Source organism: Streptomyces sp. NBC_00104, assembly GCF_045160825.1.
GTDB lineage: Bacteria > Actinomycetota > Actinomycetes > Streptomycetales > Streptomycetaceae > Streptomyces.
The window spans coordinates 7,938,201-7,954,328 of sequence record NZ_CP108215.1 but is presented as its reverse complement, the minus strand read 5'-3'; the positions used below and the strand labels follow the sequence as shown (position 1 = coordinate 7,954,328).

Here is a 16,128-nt window from a genome sequence, read left to right as displayed (position 1 = left end):
CTGTGGATAGTGGTGACGGAGCCCGGCCCGCACGGGTACGGGGCCGGGCGGGCCCCGTACCCGTCGTGTGTCAGCCGCGCAGGGTCTCCTCCAGCTTCCGCGCCACGGACGCCGCCTCGTCGCCCGGCAGCGGTGCCCCCTTCGGCCCGGTCACGTAGAAGGCGTCCACGGCGTTGGCGCCGAGCGTGCTGACGTGCGCGCTGCGCATCCGTACGTGCGAGTCCTCCAGGGCGCGCCCGATCCGGTGCAGGAGCCCGGGTGCGTCCTGGGCGCGTACCTCGATGACCGTGGCGTGTCGGGAGGCCGCCGCGGCAACCGTGACGCGCGGCGGGGGCGCGACGACACCCCGCCGCCGGGGGTAGGCCGCGTCCCGCTCGGCCAGTCGCCCGGCGATGTCCAGCGAGCCGTCCAGGGCCCGGACGAGATCGGCGCGGAGCCGGGCCGCCTGGGGCAGGGAGCCGTACTCGGCGGCCACCCGCCAGTTCAGCAGCAGTACCGAGCCCTCGACGCCGTCCGGGAGGTCGAACGTCCGCAGTTCGGCCGTGCGCACGGTGAGCCGGTGCATGGCGAGAACGCCGGCGACCGCGGGCAGGACGCCCGCCTGGTCGGGGACGGCGATGAGGAGTTCCACGCCGAGCGGCTCGGGGTCGGCCTTCTCGTCCTTCTCCTCGGGGGCGGCCTCCGTCTGCGCGCGCAGCGACAGCACCGGGCCGCCCGTGCGGAACGCCTCGATGGCGAGCCGCTCCTGTTCGGCGCTGATCTCGCCGGGCTCCGGCTCCTGCGGGGCGTCCCCGGCGAACAGCGCGTCGACCCGCTGGACCAGCTCGGACACGAGCGAGGCACGCCACGACGACCAGGCGGCGGGCCCGGTGGCCAGCGCGTCCGACTCGGTCAGCGCGTGCAGCAGTTCGAGCGTGCCCGGCGATCCGACGGCGTCGGCCACGGACCGGACGGTGGCCGGGTCCTCCAGGTCACGCCGGGTGGCGGTGTCGACGAGCAGCAGATGATGGCGTACGAGGGTGGAGAGCACCGCCACGTCCTCGCGGTCGAAGCCGATCCTGGCCGCCACGTCCTTGGCGATGATCTCGCCGGCCACGGAGTGGTCCCCGGGCCAGCCCTTGCCGATGTCGTGCAGCAGCGCGGCGACGAGCAGGAGGTCGGGCCGGTGGACCCGGCGGGTCATCTCGGAGGCCTGGACCGCGGTCTCGATGAGGTGCCGGTCGACGGTCCAGATGTGCACGGCGTTGCGCTGGGGCCGGCAGCGCACCCGCTCCCAGTCGGGCAGCAGGTGCGTGATGAGGCCTTCGGCCTCCAGCGCCTCCCAGACGTCGACGGTCGGGCGTCCGGAACCCAGCAGGGTGACGAGCTGCTCGCGCGCCTCCGCGGGCCAGGGTGTGGGCAGCGGCCGGGCAGCGGCCGCCAGGCGTCGTACGGCGTGCAGGGACAGCGGCAGTCCGGCCTGGGCGGCAGCGGCGGCGGCGCGCAGCGGCAGCACCGGGTCCCGATCGGGCCGGGCGGCGCGCGCGAGCACGACCTCCCCGTCCTGCTCGACCACGCCCTCGGCCAGCGGCGACCGCTCGGGGGCCGGCTTCGCACCGCCGAGCATGGCGCGCAGCCGGGGCCGCACGGCGCGCGACCGCAGCACGCGCCCCACTTCACGCCAGGTCACATCACTGGCGTAGGAGATGACTCTCGCCGCCTCGTACACCTGGCGCAGCAGGGTGTCGGCGTCCAGCAGTCCCAGCTCGGCGGCGACCTGGTCCTGCTCCTGGAGCGCGAGCCGGTCGGTCGCGCGGCCGGTGGCGAGATGCAGCGCGTCCCGTACGTCGAGGAGCCTGCGCCGGGCGTCGGCGAGCCCCTCGCGCGGGGCGTCGGCGAGCCAGGAGGCGGCGACGGCGCGCAGGGCGGTGGCGTCGCGCAGTCCGCCGCGCGCCTCCTTGAGGTCCGGTTCCAGCAGGTACTGCAGCTCCCCCTGCCGCTCGGCCCGCTCGGCGCACAGCTCCTGGAGTTCCGGGAGGCGTTTGGGCGCCTGGTTGCGCCAGTCGGCGAGGACGGCGGTCCGCAGTCCGGCGGTCAGGCCCAGATCACCGGCGATGTGCCGGGCGTCCAGCAGCCCCAGTTGCACCTTGAGGTCCTCGCCGGCGGTCTTGCGGGCCTCGGCGGGGGTGCGCACGGAGTGGTCGAGGGCCAGCCCCAGATCCCAGACGGGATACCAGATGCGGTCGGCCAGCGCGGCCACCGCCGCCCCGTCGGACCCGTCGTGCAGGAGCAGCAGATCGAGATCGCTGCGGGGCGAGAGCTCGCCGCGCCCGTATCCTCCGACGGCCACGAGGGAGACCCCGCGCGACTCGGCGGCGCCCGCCCCAAAGAGGCCGGCGAGCCAGTCGTCGGTCAGCTCGGCCAGGGCCGAACGGCGCGGCGGCCCGGACTGCGCCTCCTCCTGGAGGAGGCGCAGCCGGGCCGCCGCATAGCCGCTGGGTCCCGAGTCCTCTGCATCCGTACGTACGTCCGTACTCGTCACCCAGCGACTCCTGTTCTTCTCTTCGATCAGAGCGCGTCCGGGCCGCGCTCGCCGGTCCGGACCCGAACGGCCGTCTCGACCGGGAGGGACCAGACCTTGCCGTCACCGATCTTGCCGGTGCGGGCGGCCTTGACGATGACGTCGATCAACTGCTCGGCGTCGTCGTCCTCGGCGAGCACCTCGATACGGATCTTGGGAACCAGGTCCACCGTGTACTCGGCACCCCGGTACACCTCCGTGTGGCCCCGCTGCCGACCGTACCCACTGGCCTCGGTCACCGTAAGGCCGTGCACCCCGAAGGCCTGCAGGGCTTCCTTGATCTCGTCGAGCCGGTGCGGCTTGACGACCGCGGTGATCAGCTTCATGCCCCGACCTTCTTGCTCTCAGTGGCAGCGACGCTGCTCGGGGTGGCGGACATGTGGGAACTGGCTGCCGAGCTGAAGTCGTATGCGGTCTCGGCGTGCGCGGCCTGGTCGATGCCGCTGATCTCGTCGTCCTCGGAGGCGCGGAAGCCGATCGTCTTCTGGATGGCGAAGGCGAGGATGTAGGTCACCACAAAGGTGTAGCCCATCACCGAGAAAGCACCAATCGCCTGCGACAGGAACTGGTCCCAGCCGCCCTTGCCGTCGATGGCGAGGAAGCCGACCATCAGGGTGCCGAGGACACCGCCGACGAGGTGGACGCCCACGACGTCCAGGGAGTCGTCGTAACCGAGCTTGTACTTGAGGCTGACGGCCCAGGAGCAGACGGCACCGGCGACGACACCGATGAGCAGGGCACCGAAGATGTTGACGTTGCCGCCGGACGGGGTGATCGCGACGAGACCGGCGACGGCACCGGAGCAGGCGCCGAGCGTGGTGAAGGCGCCGTGCCGGATGCGCTCGTAGATGAGCCAGCCGAGCATGGCGGCACCGGTCGCGACCTGCGTGTTGATCGCCATCTGGGCGGTGACGCCGTCGACGCCGAGCTCGGAGCCGGCGTTGAAGCCGAACCAGCCGAACCAGAGCAGGGCGGTGCCAAGCAGGACCAGCGGCATGTTGTGCGGCCGCATCGGGTCCTTCTTGAAGCCGACGCGTTTGCCGATCACGAGGACCACTGCGAGCGCGGCGATACCGGCGTTGATGTGGACCGCGGTACCACCGGCGAAGTCGATCACCGGGGTGTCGAGGCTGGCGAGCCAGCCGCCGCCCCAGACCCAGTGGGCGACCGGGAAATACACCGCGGTGACCCATAGGCCGATGAAGATCATCCACGCGCCGAACTTGACGCGGTCGGCGATGGCGCCGCTGATCAGGGCCGCAGTGATGACGGCGAACAGCATCTGGAAGAGAGAGAAGGCGAACGTCGCGATCTGGTGCGCTTTGCCGTTCTCGTCCGTCACGAAGCTGGCCGTGGTACTGGCGGCGTCGACGCCCTTGAGCCCGATCATGTCCAGGTTGCCGATGAAGCCGCCCGAATCACCGCTGAAGGCGAGGGAGTGCCCGTACAGCACCCACAACACGCTCACGATGCCAAGCGAGATGAAGGACATCATCAGCATGTTGAGCACGCTCTTGGAGCGGACCATGCCACCGTAGAAGAGCGCCAGTCCAGGCGTCATCACCATGACGAGCGCTGCACTGATCAATACGAATCCGGTATCTGTGCCGTTCAATGCCGGTGTCTCCTCGTCGTTGGAACGGCCCGTGCGGGCGTCGGGGCCAAGATGCGCCACAGACTCGCCAAACCCGGTTTCCATCGACGCTACGGAACATTTCAGCCACGTAACCAACCGGCCAATGATGTTACGTCTATGTAAAATCCAAGCCCTGTGGGAACTTCTCCGTTATCTCCATGAGACCTTCCGTGCGCCACCCGCCCCGGAGCACCACCTACCCGGAATTCCGCTGCGCCGCACAACGAAAAAGCGGGTTCCCGGTGTCAGAATTCAACACCGGGAACCCTTTCGATTTATTGGTTACTTCCGCTTTTTTACGGCTTGAAGCAGAACCTCATCGTCTGCGCCCAAGCATCGGAGTTATTCTTGATGTACGCCTGCACCGTCGGACGACCAGACATGCAGAACCTCCGGTCATTCTTGCCGGTGGGCGCGTGCCGAATCTCCAGCTTCCCCTTGAAGTAAACCGGCCGGCCCGTGCTGGACTGGGTGTAAGTCTTGTTCTTGTTACCGTACACGGACTTGCGAGTGCCAGCCTTGCGCGAGCCGCACTCCACCGTCGGGGTCGCCGAGACGCTCCACGGGGCACCCACCGAGACGTCGACGTCCATTTCGCACTTACGGCTTTCGTACCAGCGCTGGGTCATCTCCATCTTCGTGGTGGTGGCAGCCTTACCACCCGAGCACTTGGTCAGGACCTTCGTCGTCATCTTCGGCTCGATGATCTTGATGTCCTTGTAGGTGTATCGACCCACAATGTAACCGTACTTAAAGGTCACCTTACCGGACAGGGTGGTGCGAACGCAGCGCTTGAGCGGTTTGGAGTAGAAGCTTTTCGTCTGCGAGTACTTCTTGGTGTGCGTCGTCCACGTGGCGGCATTGACCTCAGAAGCCGGAAGCATGACGAACAGACCCGCCGCGAGGCCCGCCAGGGCAGCCGAAACCGACGTTTTTTTGAACATGGAAAGAATTCCCCGTTCCCCGTGAAAGATGGCGTCTGGTCGAGCGCCATCAACAACAAGCCGCTGAGTTCCGGCCCGCAGGGGAAAAGGTTGCCAGTGCGACATACTCATGTCAATCCGAAAACACCACTCCACTCCAACAGGAACAACCCCTCCCGAACAAATATCGACCCGAATGTGAGACATGCCGGATTCCTCTTCCCATTTCACGCGGGACCGCTGACACCAACCACGACGATGGTTATCGCAGCGCAACCTTTTGCAGACGACCCGGATTGCACGGACGACGAAGCCGGACGAGCAAGGAGAACCGACCACGGCGGCCATCCGATGACCTGGCATGGGGGAGCCGAGTCGGGCAGTCGGGATGGCCGGCCGCGGCCGGAGCAGAGGGGCCCGCGTGATGCGGCGGGCCGGGGTCAGACCGCCTCGGCGGTCTCGGGGAGGTGGACGGCGAGCTGGTCGGTGAGGTCGACGATCTCGGTGAGGCCGCCGAAATCGCGTACGGCCGTGTCGACGGTCTTTCGGATACGGGTGTTCACCCGCTCGGAACGCACTTTCCTGGCGGTCTCCATGGCCTGCTGGGCCATGGCGGCCCCCTGCTCGGGCTCACGTTGGAGCAGGTGCACGGTGGCCATGCCGATAAGGTTCAGCGCGTAGGACCGCTGGTGTTCGGTGTCCGTGGAGAAGAGCTCGACGGCCCGGCGCATCACGGGTTCGGCGAGGGAGGCGTAGGTGGGGCTGCGGCCGGCGACATAGGCGAGGTCGCGGTAGGAGTGGGAGTTCTCGCCGTGCAGCTCGGCCTCGTTGAAGAAGCGGATCCAGTCGGGGTCCGGGTCGTCCCATTCCTCGGCGTCGGCGAAGACGTCCTCGGCCATCCGCACGGCCCGTTTGCACTTTCCGGGCTGGCCCATGTTGGCGTAGGCACGGGCCTCCATCGCATACAGCATCGACTGGGTGCGCGGGCTCGCGCAGTCACGGCTGCCGTACTGGGCGAGATGGATCAGTTCGAGGGCGTCGTCGGGCCGGCCGAGGTGGATCATCTGACGGCTCATGCTGGACAGGACGTACGAGCCGAGGGGCTTGTCGCCGGCCTCCTTGGCCGCGTGCAGGGCCAGGACGAAGTACTTCTGGGCGGTGGGCTGGAGGCCGATGTCGTAGCTCATCCAGCCGGCCAGCTCGGCCAGCTCGGCGGCGACCTTGAACAGCCGCCGTGTGGTGGCCTCGGCCTGGGGCTCCTGGAGGAGGTCGGTCACCTCGTGCAGCTGGCCGACGACCGCCTTGCGGCGCAGACCGCCGCCGCACTGGGCGTCCCACTGCCGGAACATCACCGTGGTGGACTCGAGGAGGTCCAGCTCCGGTTTGGAGAGCCGGCCGGCGCGGCGGGCGGCGGCCGACGGCTCGGGCTCCGCGCGCGGGGCGGGGGGCACGGGGACGAGCCAGCGCTGCATCGGCTCGATGAGGGCCGGGCCCGCGGACAGGGCGAGCGAGCTCCCGAGGAAGCCGCGCCGCGCCAGCATCAGGTCGCTGCGCGAGAACTCGCTGATCAACGCCACGGTCTGCGGGCCCGTCCAGGGCAGGTCGACACCGGAGACGGACGGGGACTGATGGGCCGCGCGCAGCCCCAGGTCCTCCACGGCGACGACACAGCCGAACCGCTCGGAGAACAGCTCGGAGAGGATCCTCGGGATCGGCTCGCGCGGGTTCTCCCCGTCGAGCCAGCGCCGTACGCGCGAGGTGTCGGTGGAGATGTGGTTGGCACCGAGCTGACGGGCCCGGCGGTTCACCTGCCGGGCGAGCTCGCCCTTGGACCAGCCGCTGCGGACGAACCACGAGCCCAGCAGTTCGTTCGGGCGCTTCTCAGCGTTCGTGCCGCTTCCGCCGTTGCCGCCCACTGGAACGCCCCCATCCCTGAAACCACCTGTGCGCTGTGTGCGCCAAGCCCTACCAGAATGCCGGTTACCACGCCGTACGTCCGACCCCTGTCACCCATCGAACGGAAAGACGACTTGCCCCCGGCATACCCACGGGCGCACACGTCCCCAGACCTCGTGCACTCAAAGTAATCCTACGATCACGCGTCCGGCCACGGCGATTCGAGAAACGCCACCATTCGCCACCCCTTCGAATGAACTAACGGTCGCCCGCACGCGATTCACTTGACACATGACGGCCGAGAGTGGGCGGAGCGATGCATTCAGGGGCGCGTGTCGCAGACCGCACCACCTGGAATGTCGAAGTGCGCCACCCATGCGGAAACAGAGCGTCGCATTCCGACTCCGTCGCGTAACCACCGGCGCGCTGGACCCGTTGGAGGGGGCATGGGCTTCACGATCGGCGGCATCCGGGAGATGCGATCCGGCACGCGTCGACGCGGGCGTTCCTCGGAGTGCACGGCCGTGGCCGAGTTCACCGGCCTCTGGGGATGGGACGTCACCCCCGGCGCGCGGGCGGCTTCGGGCGCGTGCTCGTGCGGCCGGACCACCTGCTCCGCGCCCGGCGCGCATCCACTCGACTTCGCGGCTCCCGTTCCCGCCGGAGCGACGCTCGACGAGGTGACCGAGGCCTGGGCCGAGTTCCCCGGCGCCTCCCTGATGCTCCCGGTGGGCCGGTCCTTCGACGTGATCGAGGTCGCCGAGTCGGCGGGCCGGCACGCGCTCGTCCGCCTCGAACGCATGGGTCTCCCCGTCGGCCCCGTGATCGCCACCCCCGAGGGTCGCGCCCACTTCTTCGTCGCCCCCGGCGCCGCCGCCGAGCTGCCCACCCTGCTCTACCGCATGGGCTGGGACGACCCGTCCGCCCTCGACCTGCGCGGCCTCGGCCCCGGCACCCACGTCACCGCGCCGCCCTCCGACCGCGGTGGCCTCGGCCCGGTCCGCTGGCTCCGCTCCCCCGCCCTCGACTCGGCGACGAGGCCACCGGCCGCGCGGCTGCTGCTGGGGACCTTGGCGTACGTGGCCCACCGGTCGCGGGCCTGACCGCAGCCCCTCGTCCCTGCACAGCGAAGCGCCCGTCCCCGACCTGCAGCCCGGGGACGGGCGCTTTTGTGCCACCGTTTGTCTCACATGAGAATTTTCGTATGTGGCTCGGAGGTCAGTCGCCGATAAGCGCATCCACGAACGCCTCCGGCTCGAACGGTGCCAGGTCGTCCGCGCCCTCTCCCAGGCCGACGAGCTTGACGGGTACGCCCAGCTCGCGCTGGACGGCGATGACGATGCCGCCCTTGGCGGTGCCGTCCAGCTTGGTGAGGACGATGCCGGTGATGTCGACGACCTCGGCGAAGACACGGGCCTGGACCAGGCCGTTCTGACCGGTGGTGGCGTCGAGGACGAGCAGGATCTCGTCCAGCGGCGCGTGCTTCTCGACGACGCGCTTGACCTTGCCGAGCTCGTCCATGAGGCCGGTCTTGGTGTGCAGCCGGCCGGCGGTGTCGATGAGGACCACGTCGGCGCCCTCCTCGATGCCCTCCTTCACGGCGTCGAAGGCGATGGACGCCGGGTCGCCGCCCTCGGGACCGCGCACGGTACGGGCGCCGACCCGTTCGCCCCACGTCTGCAGCTGGTCGGCGGCGGCGGCACGGAAGGTGTCCGCGGCGCCGAGGACGACGTTCTTGCCGTCGGCGACGAGGACCCGGGCGAGCTTGCCGGTGGTGGTGGTCTTGCCGGTGCCGTTGACGCCGACGACCATCACGATGCCCGGGGTGTCGAGCGGCGAGTCGGTGTTGACCACGCGGTCGAACTCGGGGACGAGAATCGTCAGCAGCTCCTCGCGCAGCAGCGCGCGCAGCTCCACGGGGGTGCGGGTGCCGAGCACCTTCACCCGCTCGCGCAGCCGTTCGACCAGCTCCTGGGTGGGCTGCACGCCGACGTCGGCGGTGAGGAGGGTGTCCTCGATCTCCTCCCAGGTGTCCTCGTCGAGGTGCTCACGCGAGAGCAGCGTGAGCAGCCCCTTGCCGAGCGCGTTCTGCGAGCGGGAGAGCCGGGCGCGCAGCCGTACCAGACGGCCGGCGGTCGGCTCGGGGATCTCGATCTCGGGAGCGGCCGGCGGCTCCTCGACGGCGACGGGCGCCGTCGCCGTGCCGTCCGGGAGATCCACCTCCTCGATCGTTCGGCGCGGTTCGTCGCGCGGCGTCTCGGCCTCGTCGCCGATATGCGGCTCGGCCGGAGGTGCGGTGATGTCGGGGGTCGTGGGGGGCGCCGGGGGCAGCGACTTCTTCTTGCGGCCGCCTACGACGAGCCCGCCCAGCACGCCGAGCACGACCACGGCGATGACTACAGCAAGGATGAGTTCCATAACTAGGCCAGTATGCGGGACCGCCCCGCGCCGCGTTCGATCGCCGTACGGGGGCACGCGCCCTTCCACACCCCTGGATACCTGACGAACCGTCAGCTAACGTCCCCCTCCACAGCCGCCCGAAGGGGGTCCCCCATGCCCGTCACGGTCGTCCGTTTCAATCTGGTCGAGCCGGGCGCCACGCCCGCATCGCTCCGGGCCCGCTACCGGGCCGCCGTCGAGATGGCCGCGTACGCCGATGAGCAGGGCATCAGCACCGTGCAGACGGAGGAGCACCACGGGGTCGAGAACAACTGGCTGCCGTCGCCGTTCGTCTTCGCGGGGGCGGTGTTCGGGGCCACCCGGCGTATCGCGGTCACGGTGTCGGCGGTGATCGGGCCGCTGCACGACCCGCTGCGGCTGGCCGAGGACATCGCCGTCCTGGATCTGGTGAGCGGCGGACGGCTGGTGACCGTCGCCGGGATCGGGTACCGGCCGGAGGAGTACGCGCAGTTCGACGTCGACTGGAAGGGCCGCGGAAAGCTCCAGGACGAGGTGTTGGAGACGTTGCTCCAGGCGTGGACCGGTGAGCCGTTCTCCTACCGGGGGCGCACGGTCCGTGTCACTCCGCGTCCGGGCACCGAGCCGCATCCGCTGCTGCTGGTCGGCGGCTCCTCGAAGGCCGCGGCCCGCCGGGCGGCACGCCTCGGGCTCCCCTTCTTCCCGAGTGCGCATCTGCCGGAGCTGGAGGCGTACTACAAGGAGCGGCTCGTCGAGTACGGCACCGAGGGCTGGACGATGATGCCCGCCGCCGAGACGCCGTTGCTGCATGTCGCGGAGGATCCGGACCGGGCGTGGGCCGAGTACGGCGGGCATTTCCTGCACGAGGCGCGGACGTACGCCTCCTGGCAGTCGGCCGGTATCCGGTCGGCCGTGCGGTCGGGGGCGGCGACGGTGGCGGAGCTGCGCGCGGAGGGCGTGTACCGGATCGTGACGCCGGACGAGTGTGTGGCGCTGGGCCTGGACAGCTACGTACTGCATCCGCTGGCCGGCGGGATGCCGGTCGAGGAGGGGTGGCGCGGTCTGCGGCTGTTCGCCGAGCGGGTGCTGCCCCGGCTCGACGGCTGACCACCACGCCCCGCGCCTCGCGCCCCGGAGAAACGCCGTCCCGGCCCGCTCGGTGGTCGGGCCGGGACGGCGGAGGGGACGAGGAGAGGGGCAGCGGGGACTTGGCCCTTCTCCCCGGACTCGGGGAGGCGCGTGGCCGACGGGCCGGCTAGCCCATCTCCTCCAGCGACTTGCCCTTCGTCTCCTTCACGAACTTGAGGACGAAGGGGATGGAGAGCGCGGCGAAGGCCGTGTAGATCACGTACGTCAGCGAGAGGTTCCATTCGGCCAGGGACGGGAAGCTCGCGGTGATGGCCCAGTTGGCGATCCACTGCGCGGAGGCGGCCACGCCCAGGGCGGCGGCGCGGATCCGGTTCGGGAACATCTCGCCGAGCATGACCCAGACGACGACCCCCCAGGAGAGGGCGAAGAAGAGGACGAAGACGTGGGCGGCGATCAGGGCGACCCAGCCCTGGGTGGCGGGGAGCTTGCCGTCGACGAGGTCGAAGGAGAAGGCCCAGGCCTCCAGGGCGAGGCCGAGGACCATGCCGACGGAGCCGATGAGGGCGAGGGGCTTGCGGCCGATCCGGTCCACGAAGATCATCGCGATGACGGTGCCGACGATGTTGATGATCGAGGTCGTGAAGGAGTAGAAGAACGACTCGCTCGGGTCGACGCCGACGGACTGCCACAGCGTGGCGGAGTAGTAGAAGGCGACGTTGATGCCGACGAACTGCTGGAAGACCGAGAGGCCGATGCCGATCCAGACGATCGGCTTGAAGAAGAAGCTGCCGCCGAGCAGGTCCTTGAAGGTCGACTTGTGCTCGCTGTGCATGGCCGACTCGATCTCGGCGACCCGGGCGTCCAGGTCGACGTCCTTGCCCTCGACCTCGGCGAGCACCTCACGGGCGCGCTCGTCCTTGCCGACGGAGATCAAGAAGCGCGGGGACTCGGGGATCGCGAAGGAGAGCAGGCCGTAGAGCACGGCCGGGACGACCATGACACCGAGCATGATCTGCCAGGCCTCCAGGCCGAGCAGCTCGCCGCGCTGGTCGCCGTCGGCGGCGTTCAGGATGCCCCAGTTGACCAGTTGGGAGATGGCGATACCGACGACGATCGCGGCCTGCTGGAACGAGCCGAGCCGGCCCCGGTACGCGGGCGGGGCGACCTCGGCGATGTAGGCGGGGCCGATGACGGACGCCATGCCGATGGCGAAGCCGCCGACGATCCGCCAGAAGGCGAGGTCGTACAGCGCGAAGGGGAGCGCGGAGCCGACGGCGCTGACCGTGAAGAGGGCGGCCGCGATCTGCATGCACCGGATGCGCCCGATGCGGTCGGCTATCCGGCCCGCCGTGGCCGCGCCGACGGCACAGCCGATCAGCGCGACGGCGATGACCTGCGCCAGAGCCGTGGAGCCGATGTCGTAGCGGCCTCGGATGGCTTCGACGGCGCCGTTGATCACGGCGCTGTCGTAGCCGAAGAGGAAGCCGCCCATCGCGGCGGCGGCCGCGATGAAGATCACGTGCGAGAGATGGTCGGGCTGAGCGTCCCGCACTCCTGTCGGGGATGTCTGCGCACTGCTGGTCACGTCTGTACTCCTCGGACCACCGGCAACGTCGCCGATGTGGGGGGAACCTTCGACTTGAAGGCAAAAGCAACGCCCCAGAGAATATGCCTTCAACTTTCGAAGTCAAGAGGGGACTGAAGGTCACGGAAGGGCAGTCTTCATCACATCGCGTTCAACTCTTGAAGAAATGGCAACGGCAGCGGAATCAGCACCCGCCTACCCGCGCGCGAAAACGACTAACGCAATCTCTGGCTGATGACCTTCGACACGCCGTCGCCCTGCATGGACACGCCGTACAGCGCGTCGGCGACTTCCATCGTCCGCTTCTGATGGGTGATCACGATCAGCTGCGACGCCTCCTGCAGCTCCTGCATGATCCGGATCAGCCGCTGCAGGTTGGTGTCGTCGAGCGCCGCCTCGACCTCGTCCATCACATAGAACGGGCTGGGCCGCGCTTTGAAGATCGACACGAGCATGGCGACTGCGGTCAGTGACCGCTCGCCGCCCGAGAGCAGCGACAGCCGCTTGACCTTCTTGCCCGGCGGACGGGCCTCGACGTCGACGCCGGTGGTGAGCATGTTGTCCGGGTCGGTGAGGATCAACCGCCCCTCACCGCCGGGAAACAGCCGACCGAAGACTCCCTCGAACTCCCGTGCGGTGTCCCAGTAGGCCTCGGTGAAGACCTGCTCGACCCGCTCGTCGACCTCCTTCACCACCTGGAGCAGATCGGCGCGGGTCTTCTTCAGGTCCTCCAGCTGCTCGCTGAGGAACTTGTGCCGCTCCTCCAGGGCCGCGAACTCCTCCAACGCCAGCGGGTTGACCTTGCCGAGCTGCTGGTACGCCCGCTCGGCCGCCTTGAGCCGCTTCTCCTGCTCGGCACGGTGGAACGTCTTCGGCTGGTTGCGGGGGTGCTCCGGATCGTCCGGCAGCTCCTCCCCCTCGGCCGGTGGCGACGGCGGTACGAGCTGATCGGGCCCGTACTCCGCGATCAGCCCTTCCGGTTCGACGCCCAGTTCCTCCAGCGCCTTGGTCTCCAGCTGCTCGATCCGCATCCGCTTCTCGGCCCCGAGCACCTCGCCCCGGTGGACGGAGTCGGTCAGTTTGTCCAGCTCGGCCTTGAGATCACGCCCCTCGTTACGGGCCTGGCCGAGTTCCTGCTCCCGGCGCGCCTTGGCGGCGTCGGCAGCGGTGCGTTCCTCCTCCGCGCGGGCGAGGGAGACCTCCACATGGCGCAGCAGCTGCCGGGCGCCGGACGCCACGGCCTCGGCGACGGCCGCCTCGTGCCGCAACCGCGCCCTGCGCTGCTCGGCCCGCGCCCGCGCCTCGCGCTCGGCGCGCGCGGCCCGGTCGAGGGAATCCGCACGCCCCGCGAGCCCCTTGACCCGCTCCTCGTGCGTCCGCACCTGGAGCCGGGCCTCCATCTCGGTCTGCCGCGCGTTGGCCCCGTCCGCCGCGAGCCGATCCCGTACGGAGGTGTCCGGCTCCTCCTCGACGGGCATCTCCTCGGCCACCGCGAGCCGTTCGGCCAGCTCCTCGGCTTCCTGGACGGCCTTGTCGAGCGCCTCCTGAGCGCGGGCGGCGGCGGCCGTGGACCGCTCGGCCTCCCCTGCGGCGCCCCTCGCCTGCCCGGCCAGCCGCCCGAGCTGCTGGGCGACCGCGGACTTCTCCCGCTCGGCCGCCCGGCGCCGCTCCCCCAGCTCCTCCACGAGTCCGGCCCGTTCCCGGCGCAGCTCGACCGCGTTCTCCTGGGCCTCGGCCAACTCCTCACACCGTACGGCCAGCTCCTCCAGCTCGGCCGCCGCCTCGTCGACGGACGCCTGCACCTCCAGCAGACTCGGCGCCCCGGCCGAACCGCCGTGCGCGAAGTGCGCCCCCAGCAGGTCGCCTTCGGCGGTGACGGCGGTGAGATCGGGGCGCGCGTAGACGAGGTCCTCGGCGTCTTCGAGGGTGTCGACCACGACGACTCGGTGGAGAAGTCGGCGTACGGCCGGCATGAGGTCGGAGGGGCCACGGACCAGGTCGGCGGCGAAGTGCCCGGCGGGGGCCGCGGGGAGGGGCGGTCGTCCGTCCGCGGGTTCGTCGTGGCTGGTCTCGCCGTTCCCCGCGCCCCTTCGGGACGCCGCCGTTGGTGGCAGGTCCTCCGGCGCCCCCGCCAGCAGCAGCGCCGCCCGGCCCGCGTCCTGCTTGCGCAGCAGTCGGATCGCCTCGGCGGCCGAGGCGGGGGTGGTCACCGCGATCGCGTCGGCCGCCGCGCCGAAGGCCGCCGCGAGGGCGACCTCGTGGCCCGGGGTCACCGTCAGCAGTTCGGCGGCCGGACCCAGCAACCCACCGAGCTTGTCCTTCGCACCGAGCAGCGCGCCCGTCCCGTCCTTGCGGCGCAGGCCCAGGGCGAGGGCTTCGTGGCGGGCCTGGGTGGCGGCGCGGCGGCGTTCGGCGGTGGTGGTGGCCTCGCGGGCGACCGTGAGGGCGGACTCGGCCTCGGCCAGGGCGCGCTTCGCGGCGTCGTGCCGCTCGGCCAGTTCGGAGTCGTCGGCGTCGAGACCGTCGACCTCGGCCTTCAGCGCCTCGTACTCCTCCTGCGCGGTGACGGCACGTTCCCGCGCCTCGTCGCGGGCGGCGGCGAGACGGTCGATCTCCGCCTGGGCGGAGGCCGCGCGGGAGCGGGCCGCGTTGACCTGGCCGTTGAGGCGCGCGAGGCTTTCGCGGCGGTCTGCGATGGAGCGGGCGACGTCCTTCAGCCGGCGTTCCTCGACCAACAGTTCGCGCTCCAGCTCGGCGCGGTGCTCGACCGTGTCCTCCAGTGCGTGCTCGGCCGCCTCGAGGGCCGCTTCGAGCTCGGCCTCCTGTTCCCGGATACGGGCGGCCTCGCGCTCCATGTCCTCCGGGTCGCGGCCGCGCCGCTCCTCGGGAGGCGCGGAGGTGGCGCTCTTGACCCGGGCGTCGGCCAGGGAGATCGTGCCGCGTACCCGTTCGGCGAGTTGCGAGAGCTCGTACCAGGTCTCCTGGGCCCGCTGCAGGCGCGGGTTCAGCCGTCGTACCTCGCCCTCCAGATGTGCCTCCCGCTGGAGCGCCTTCTTCAGCTCGGCCTCGGCGGCCTCCTTGCGCTGCTTGAGCGCGGCCTCGTCGGCGACCTCGGTGCGGAGCGCCGCGTGGAGTCGTACGAGATCGTCGGCCAGCAGTCTCAGGCGCGCGTCGCGCAGGTCGGCCTGGATGACGGCGGCCCGGCGGGCGACGGCGGCCTGGCGGCCGAGGGGCTTGAGCTGACGACGGAGCTCGTCGGTGAGGTCCTGGACGCGGGCCAGGTTGGCCTGCATGGCGTCCAGTTTCCGGAGCGCCTTCTCCTTGCGCTTGCGGTGCTTGAGCACACCGGCGGCCTCTTCGATGAAGGCGCGGCGGCCCATGGGGTCGGCGTGCAGGACGGAGTCGAGCTGGCCCTGGCCGACGATGACGTGCATCTCGCGGCCGATGCCGGAGTCGGAGAGCAGGTCCTGGATGTCGAGGAGGCGGCAGGTGTCGCCGTTGATCTGGTACTCGCTGCCGCCGTTGCGGAACATGATCCGCGTGATCGTGACCTCGGAGTACTCGATGGGGAGGGCCCCGTCGGAGTTGTCGATGGTCAGGGACACCTCGGCGCGGCCGAGCGGGGGCCGCCCGGTGGTGCCGGCGAAGATGACGTCCTCCATCTTGCCGCCGCGCAGCGACTTCGCGCCCTGCTCGCCCATGACCCAGCTGAGCGCGTCCACGACGTTGGACTTGCCCGAACCGTTCGGTCCGACGACGCACGTGATGCCCGGCTCGAACCGGAGCGTGGTCGCCGAGGCGAACGATTTGAAACCACGGAGGGTCAGGGCCTTGAGGTGCACGGCGCTGGACTCTACCTTCCGGCCTTGTCCCACTCCATGAACGCGCGGTTTCGCACATGAACGTGCAGGGCACATCAGACGTTAGGGAGAGTGAGGGAGCACGGGGGTTCGGGGGAAAGAAAGAAGGGACGCCTCTAGAGAAGGCGTCCCTTGCAGATCTGACAACTTAGCGGTTGATA

General features: G+C 70.1%; 10 protein-coding genes. 2 read left to right on the top strand and 8 right to left on the bottom strand.

Features of this window, described 5'->3' with window-relative positions:
* Positions 1–70: 70 nt before the first annotated feature.
* From OG272_RS35050 to OG272_RS35030, 5 genes are all read right to left on the bottom strand, one after another.
* Positions 71–2,521 (bottom strand): [protein-PII] uridylyltransferase, encoded by a 2,451-nt coding sequence (locus tag OG272_RS35050; protein ID WP_327727641.1) that lies wholly within the window; start codon positions 2,519–2,521, stop codon positions 71–73.
* Between the two features lie 26 nt (positions 2,522–2,547).
* A complete protein-coding gene (locus tag OG272_RS35045) occupies positions 2,548–2,886 on the bottom strand; it encodes a P-II family nitrogen regulator (protein WP_003997576.1) in 339 nt (112 codons plus the stop codon).
* Positions 2,883–4,175, bottom strand: a complete 1,293-nt coding sequence (locus OG272_RS35040) for an ammonium transporter (RefSeq protein ID WP_327727642.1) — start codon at positions 4,173–4,175, stop codon at positions 2,883–2,885. Before OG272_RS35040 ends, OG272_RS35045 begins: the two co-directional genes overlap by 4 nt.
* A gap of 317 nt (positions 4,176–4,492) precedes the next feature.
* Positions 4,493–5,467, bottom strand: a complete 975-nt coding sequence (locus OG272_RS35035; RefSeq protein ID WP_327727643.1) for a hypothetical protein — start codon at positions 5,465–5,467, stop codon at positions 4,493–4,495.
* Positions 5,468–5,559: 92 nt separating this feature from the next.
* Entirely contained in the window at positions 5,560–7,035 is a 1,476-nt protein-coding gene (locus OG272_RS35030) for a hypothetical protein (RefSeq protein ID WP_326576830.1), read from the bottom strand.
* 426 nt (positions 7,036–7,461) lie between these two features.
* Between OG272_RS35030 and OG272_RS35025 the strand changes: the two genes are divergently transcribed.
* On the top strand, positions 7,462–8,118 hold the full coding sequence (locus tag OG272_RS35025; RefSeq protein WP_327727644.1) for a bifunctional DNA primase/polymerase: 657 nt from the start codon (positions 7,462–7,464) through the stop codon (positions 8,116–8,118).
* Positions 8,119–8,233: 115 nt separating this feature from the next.
* On the opposite strand, the gene ftsY is transcribed toward OG272_RS35025, so the two are convergent.
* Entirely contained in the window at positions 8,234–9,433 is a 1,200-nt protein-coding gene (gene ftsY / locus OG272_RS35020) for a signal recognition particle-docking protein FtsY (protein WP_326576833.1), read from the bottom strand.
* 135 nt (positions 9,434–9,568) lie between these two features.
* Here ftsY and OG272_RS35015 point away from each other — a divergent pair, with 135 nt between their 5' ends.
* The gene (locus tag OG272_RS35015; RefSeq protein WP_327727645.1) at positions 9,569–10,540 is read left to right on the top strand and encodes an LLM class flavin-dependent oxidoreductase; all 972 of its coding nucleotides are present in this window, start codon (positions 9,569–9,571) and stop codon (positions 10,538–10,540) included.
* 148 nt (positions 10,541–10,688) lie between these two features.
* Here OG272_RS35015 and OG272_RS35010 read toward each other — a convergent pair whose 3' ends face one another.
* Together OG272_RS35010 and smc are read right to left on the bottom strand one after the other, a co-directional pair.
* Positions 10,689–12,107: a sugar porter family MFS transporter gene (locus OG272_RS35010; protein ID WP_326576837.1), complete on the bottom strand. Its 1,419-nt coding sequence runs from the start codon at positions 12,105–12,107 to the stop codon at positions 10,689–10,691.
* 215 nt (positions 12,108–12,322) lie between these two features.
* Positions 12,323–15,949 (bottom strand): chromosome segregation protein SMC, encoded by a 3,627-nt coding sequence (gene smc / locus OG272_RS35005; protein WP_327727646.1) that lies wholly within the window; start codon positions 15,947–15,949, stop codon positions 12,323–12,325.
* Positions 15,950–16,128 lie beyond the last annotated feature (179 nt).

Bases quoted from the DNA above. Each gene is read 5' to 3' on its own strand.
- OG272_RS35045 (WP_003997576.1), bottom strand. From the start codon at position 2,886: ATGAAGCTGATCACCGCGGTCGTCAAGCCGCACCGGCTCGACGAGATC.
- OG272_RS35035 (WP_327727643.1), bottom strand. From the start codon at position 5,467: ATGGCCGCCGTGGTCGGTTCTCCTTGCTCGTCCGGCTTCGTCGTCCGT.
- OG272_RS35025 (WP_327727644.1), top strand. From the start codon at position 7,462: ATGGGCTTCACGATCGGCGGCATCCGGGAGATGCGATCCGGCACGCGT.
- ftsY (WP_326576833.1), bottom strand. From the start codon at position 9,433: ATGGAACTCATCCTTGCTGTAGTCATCGCCGTGGTCGTGCTCGGCGTG.
- OG272_RS35015 (WP_327727645.1), top strand. From the start codon at position 9,569: ATGCCCGTCACGGTCGTCCGTTTCAATCTGGTCGAGCCGGGCGCCACG.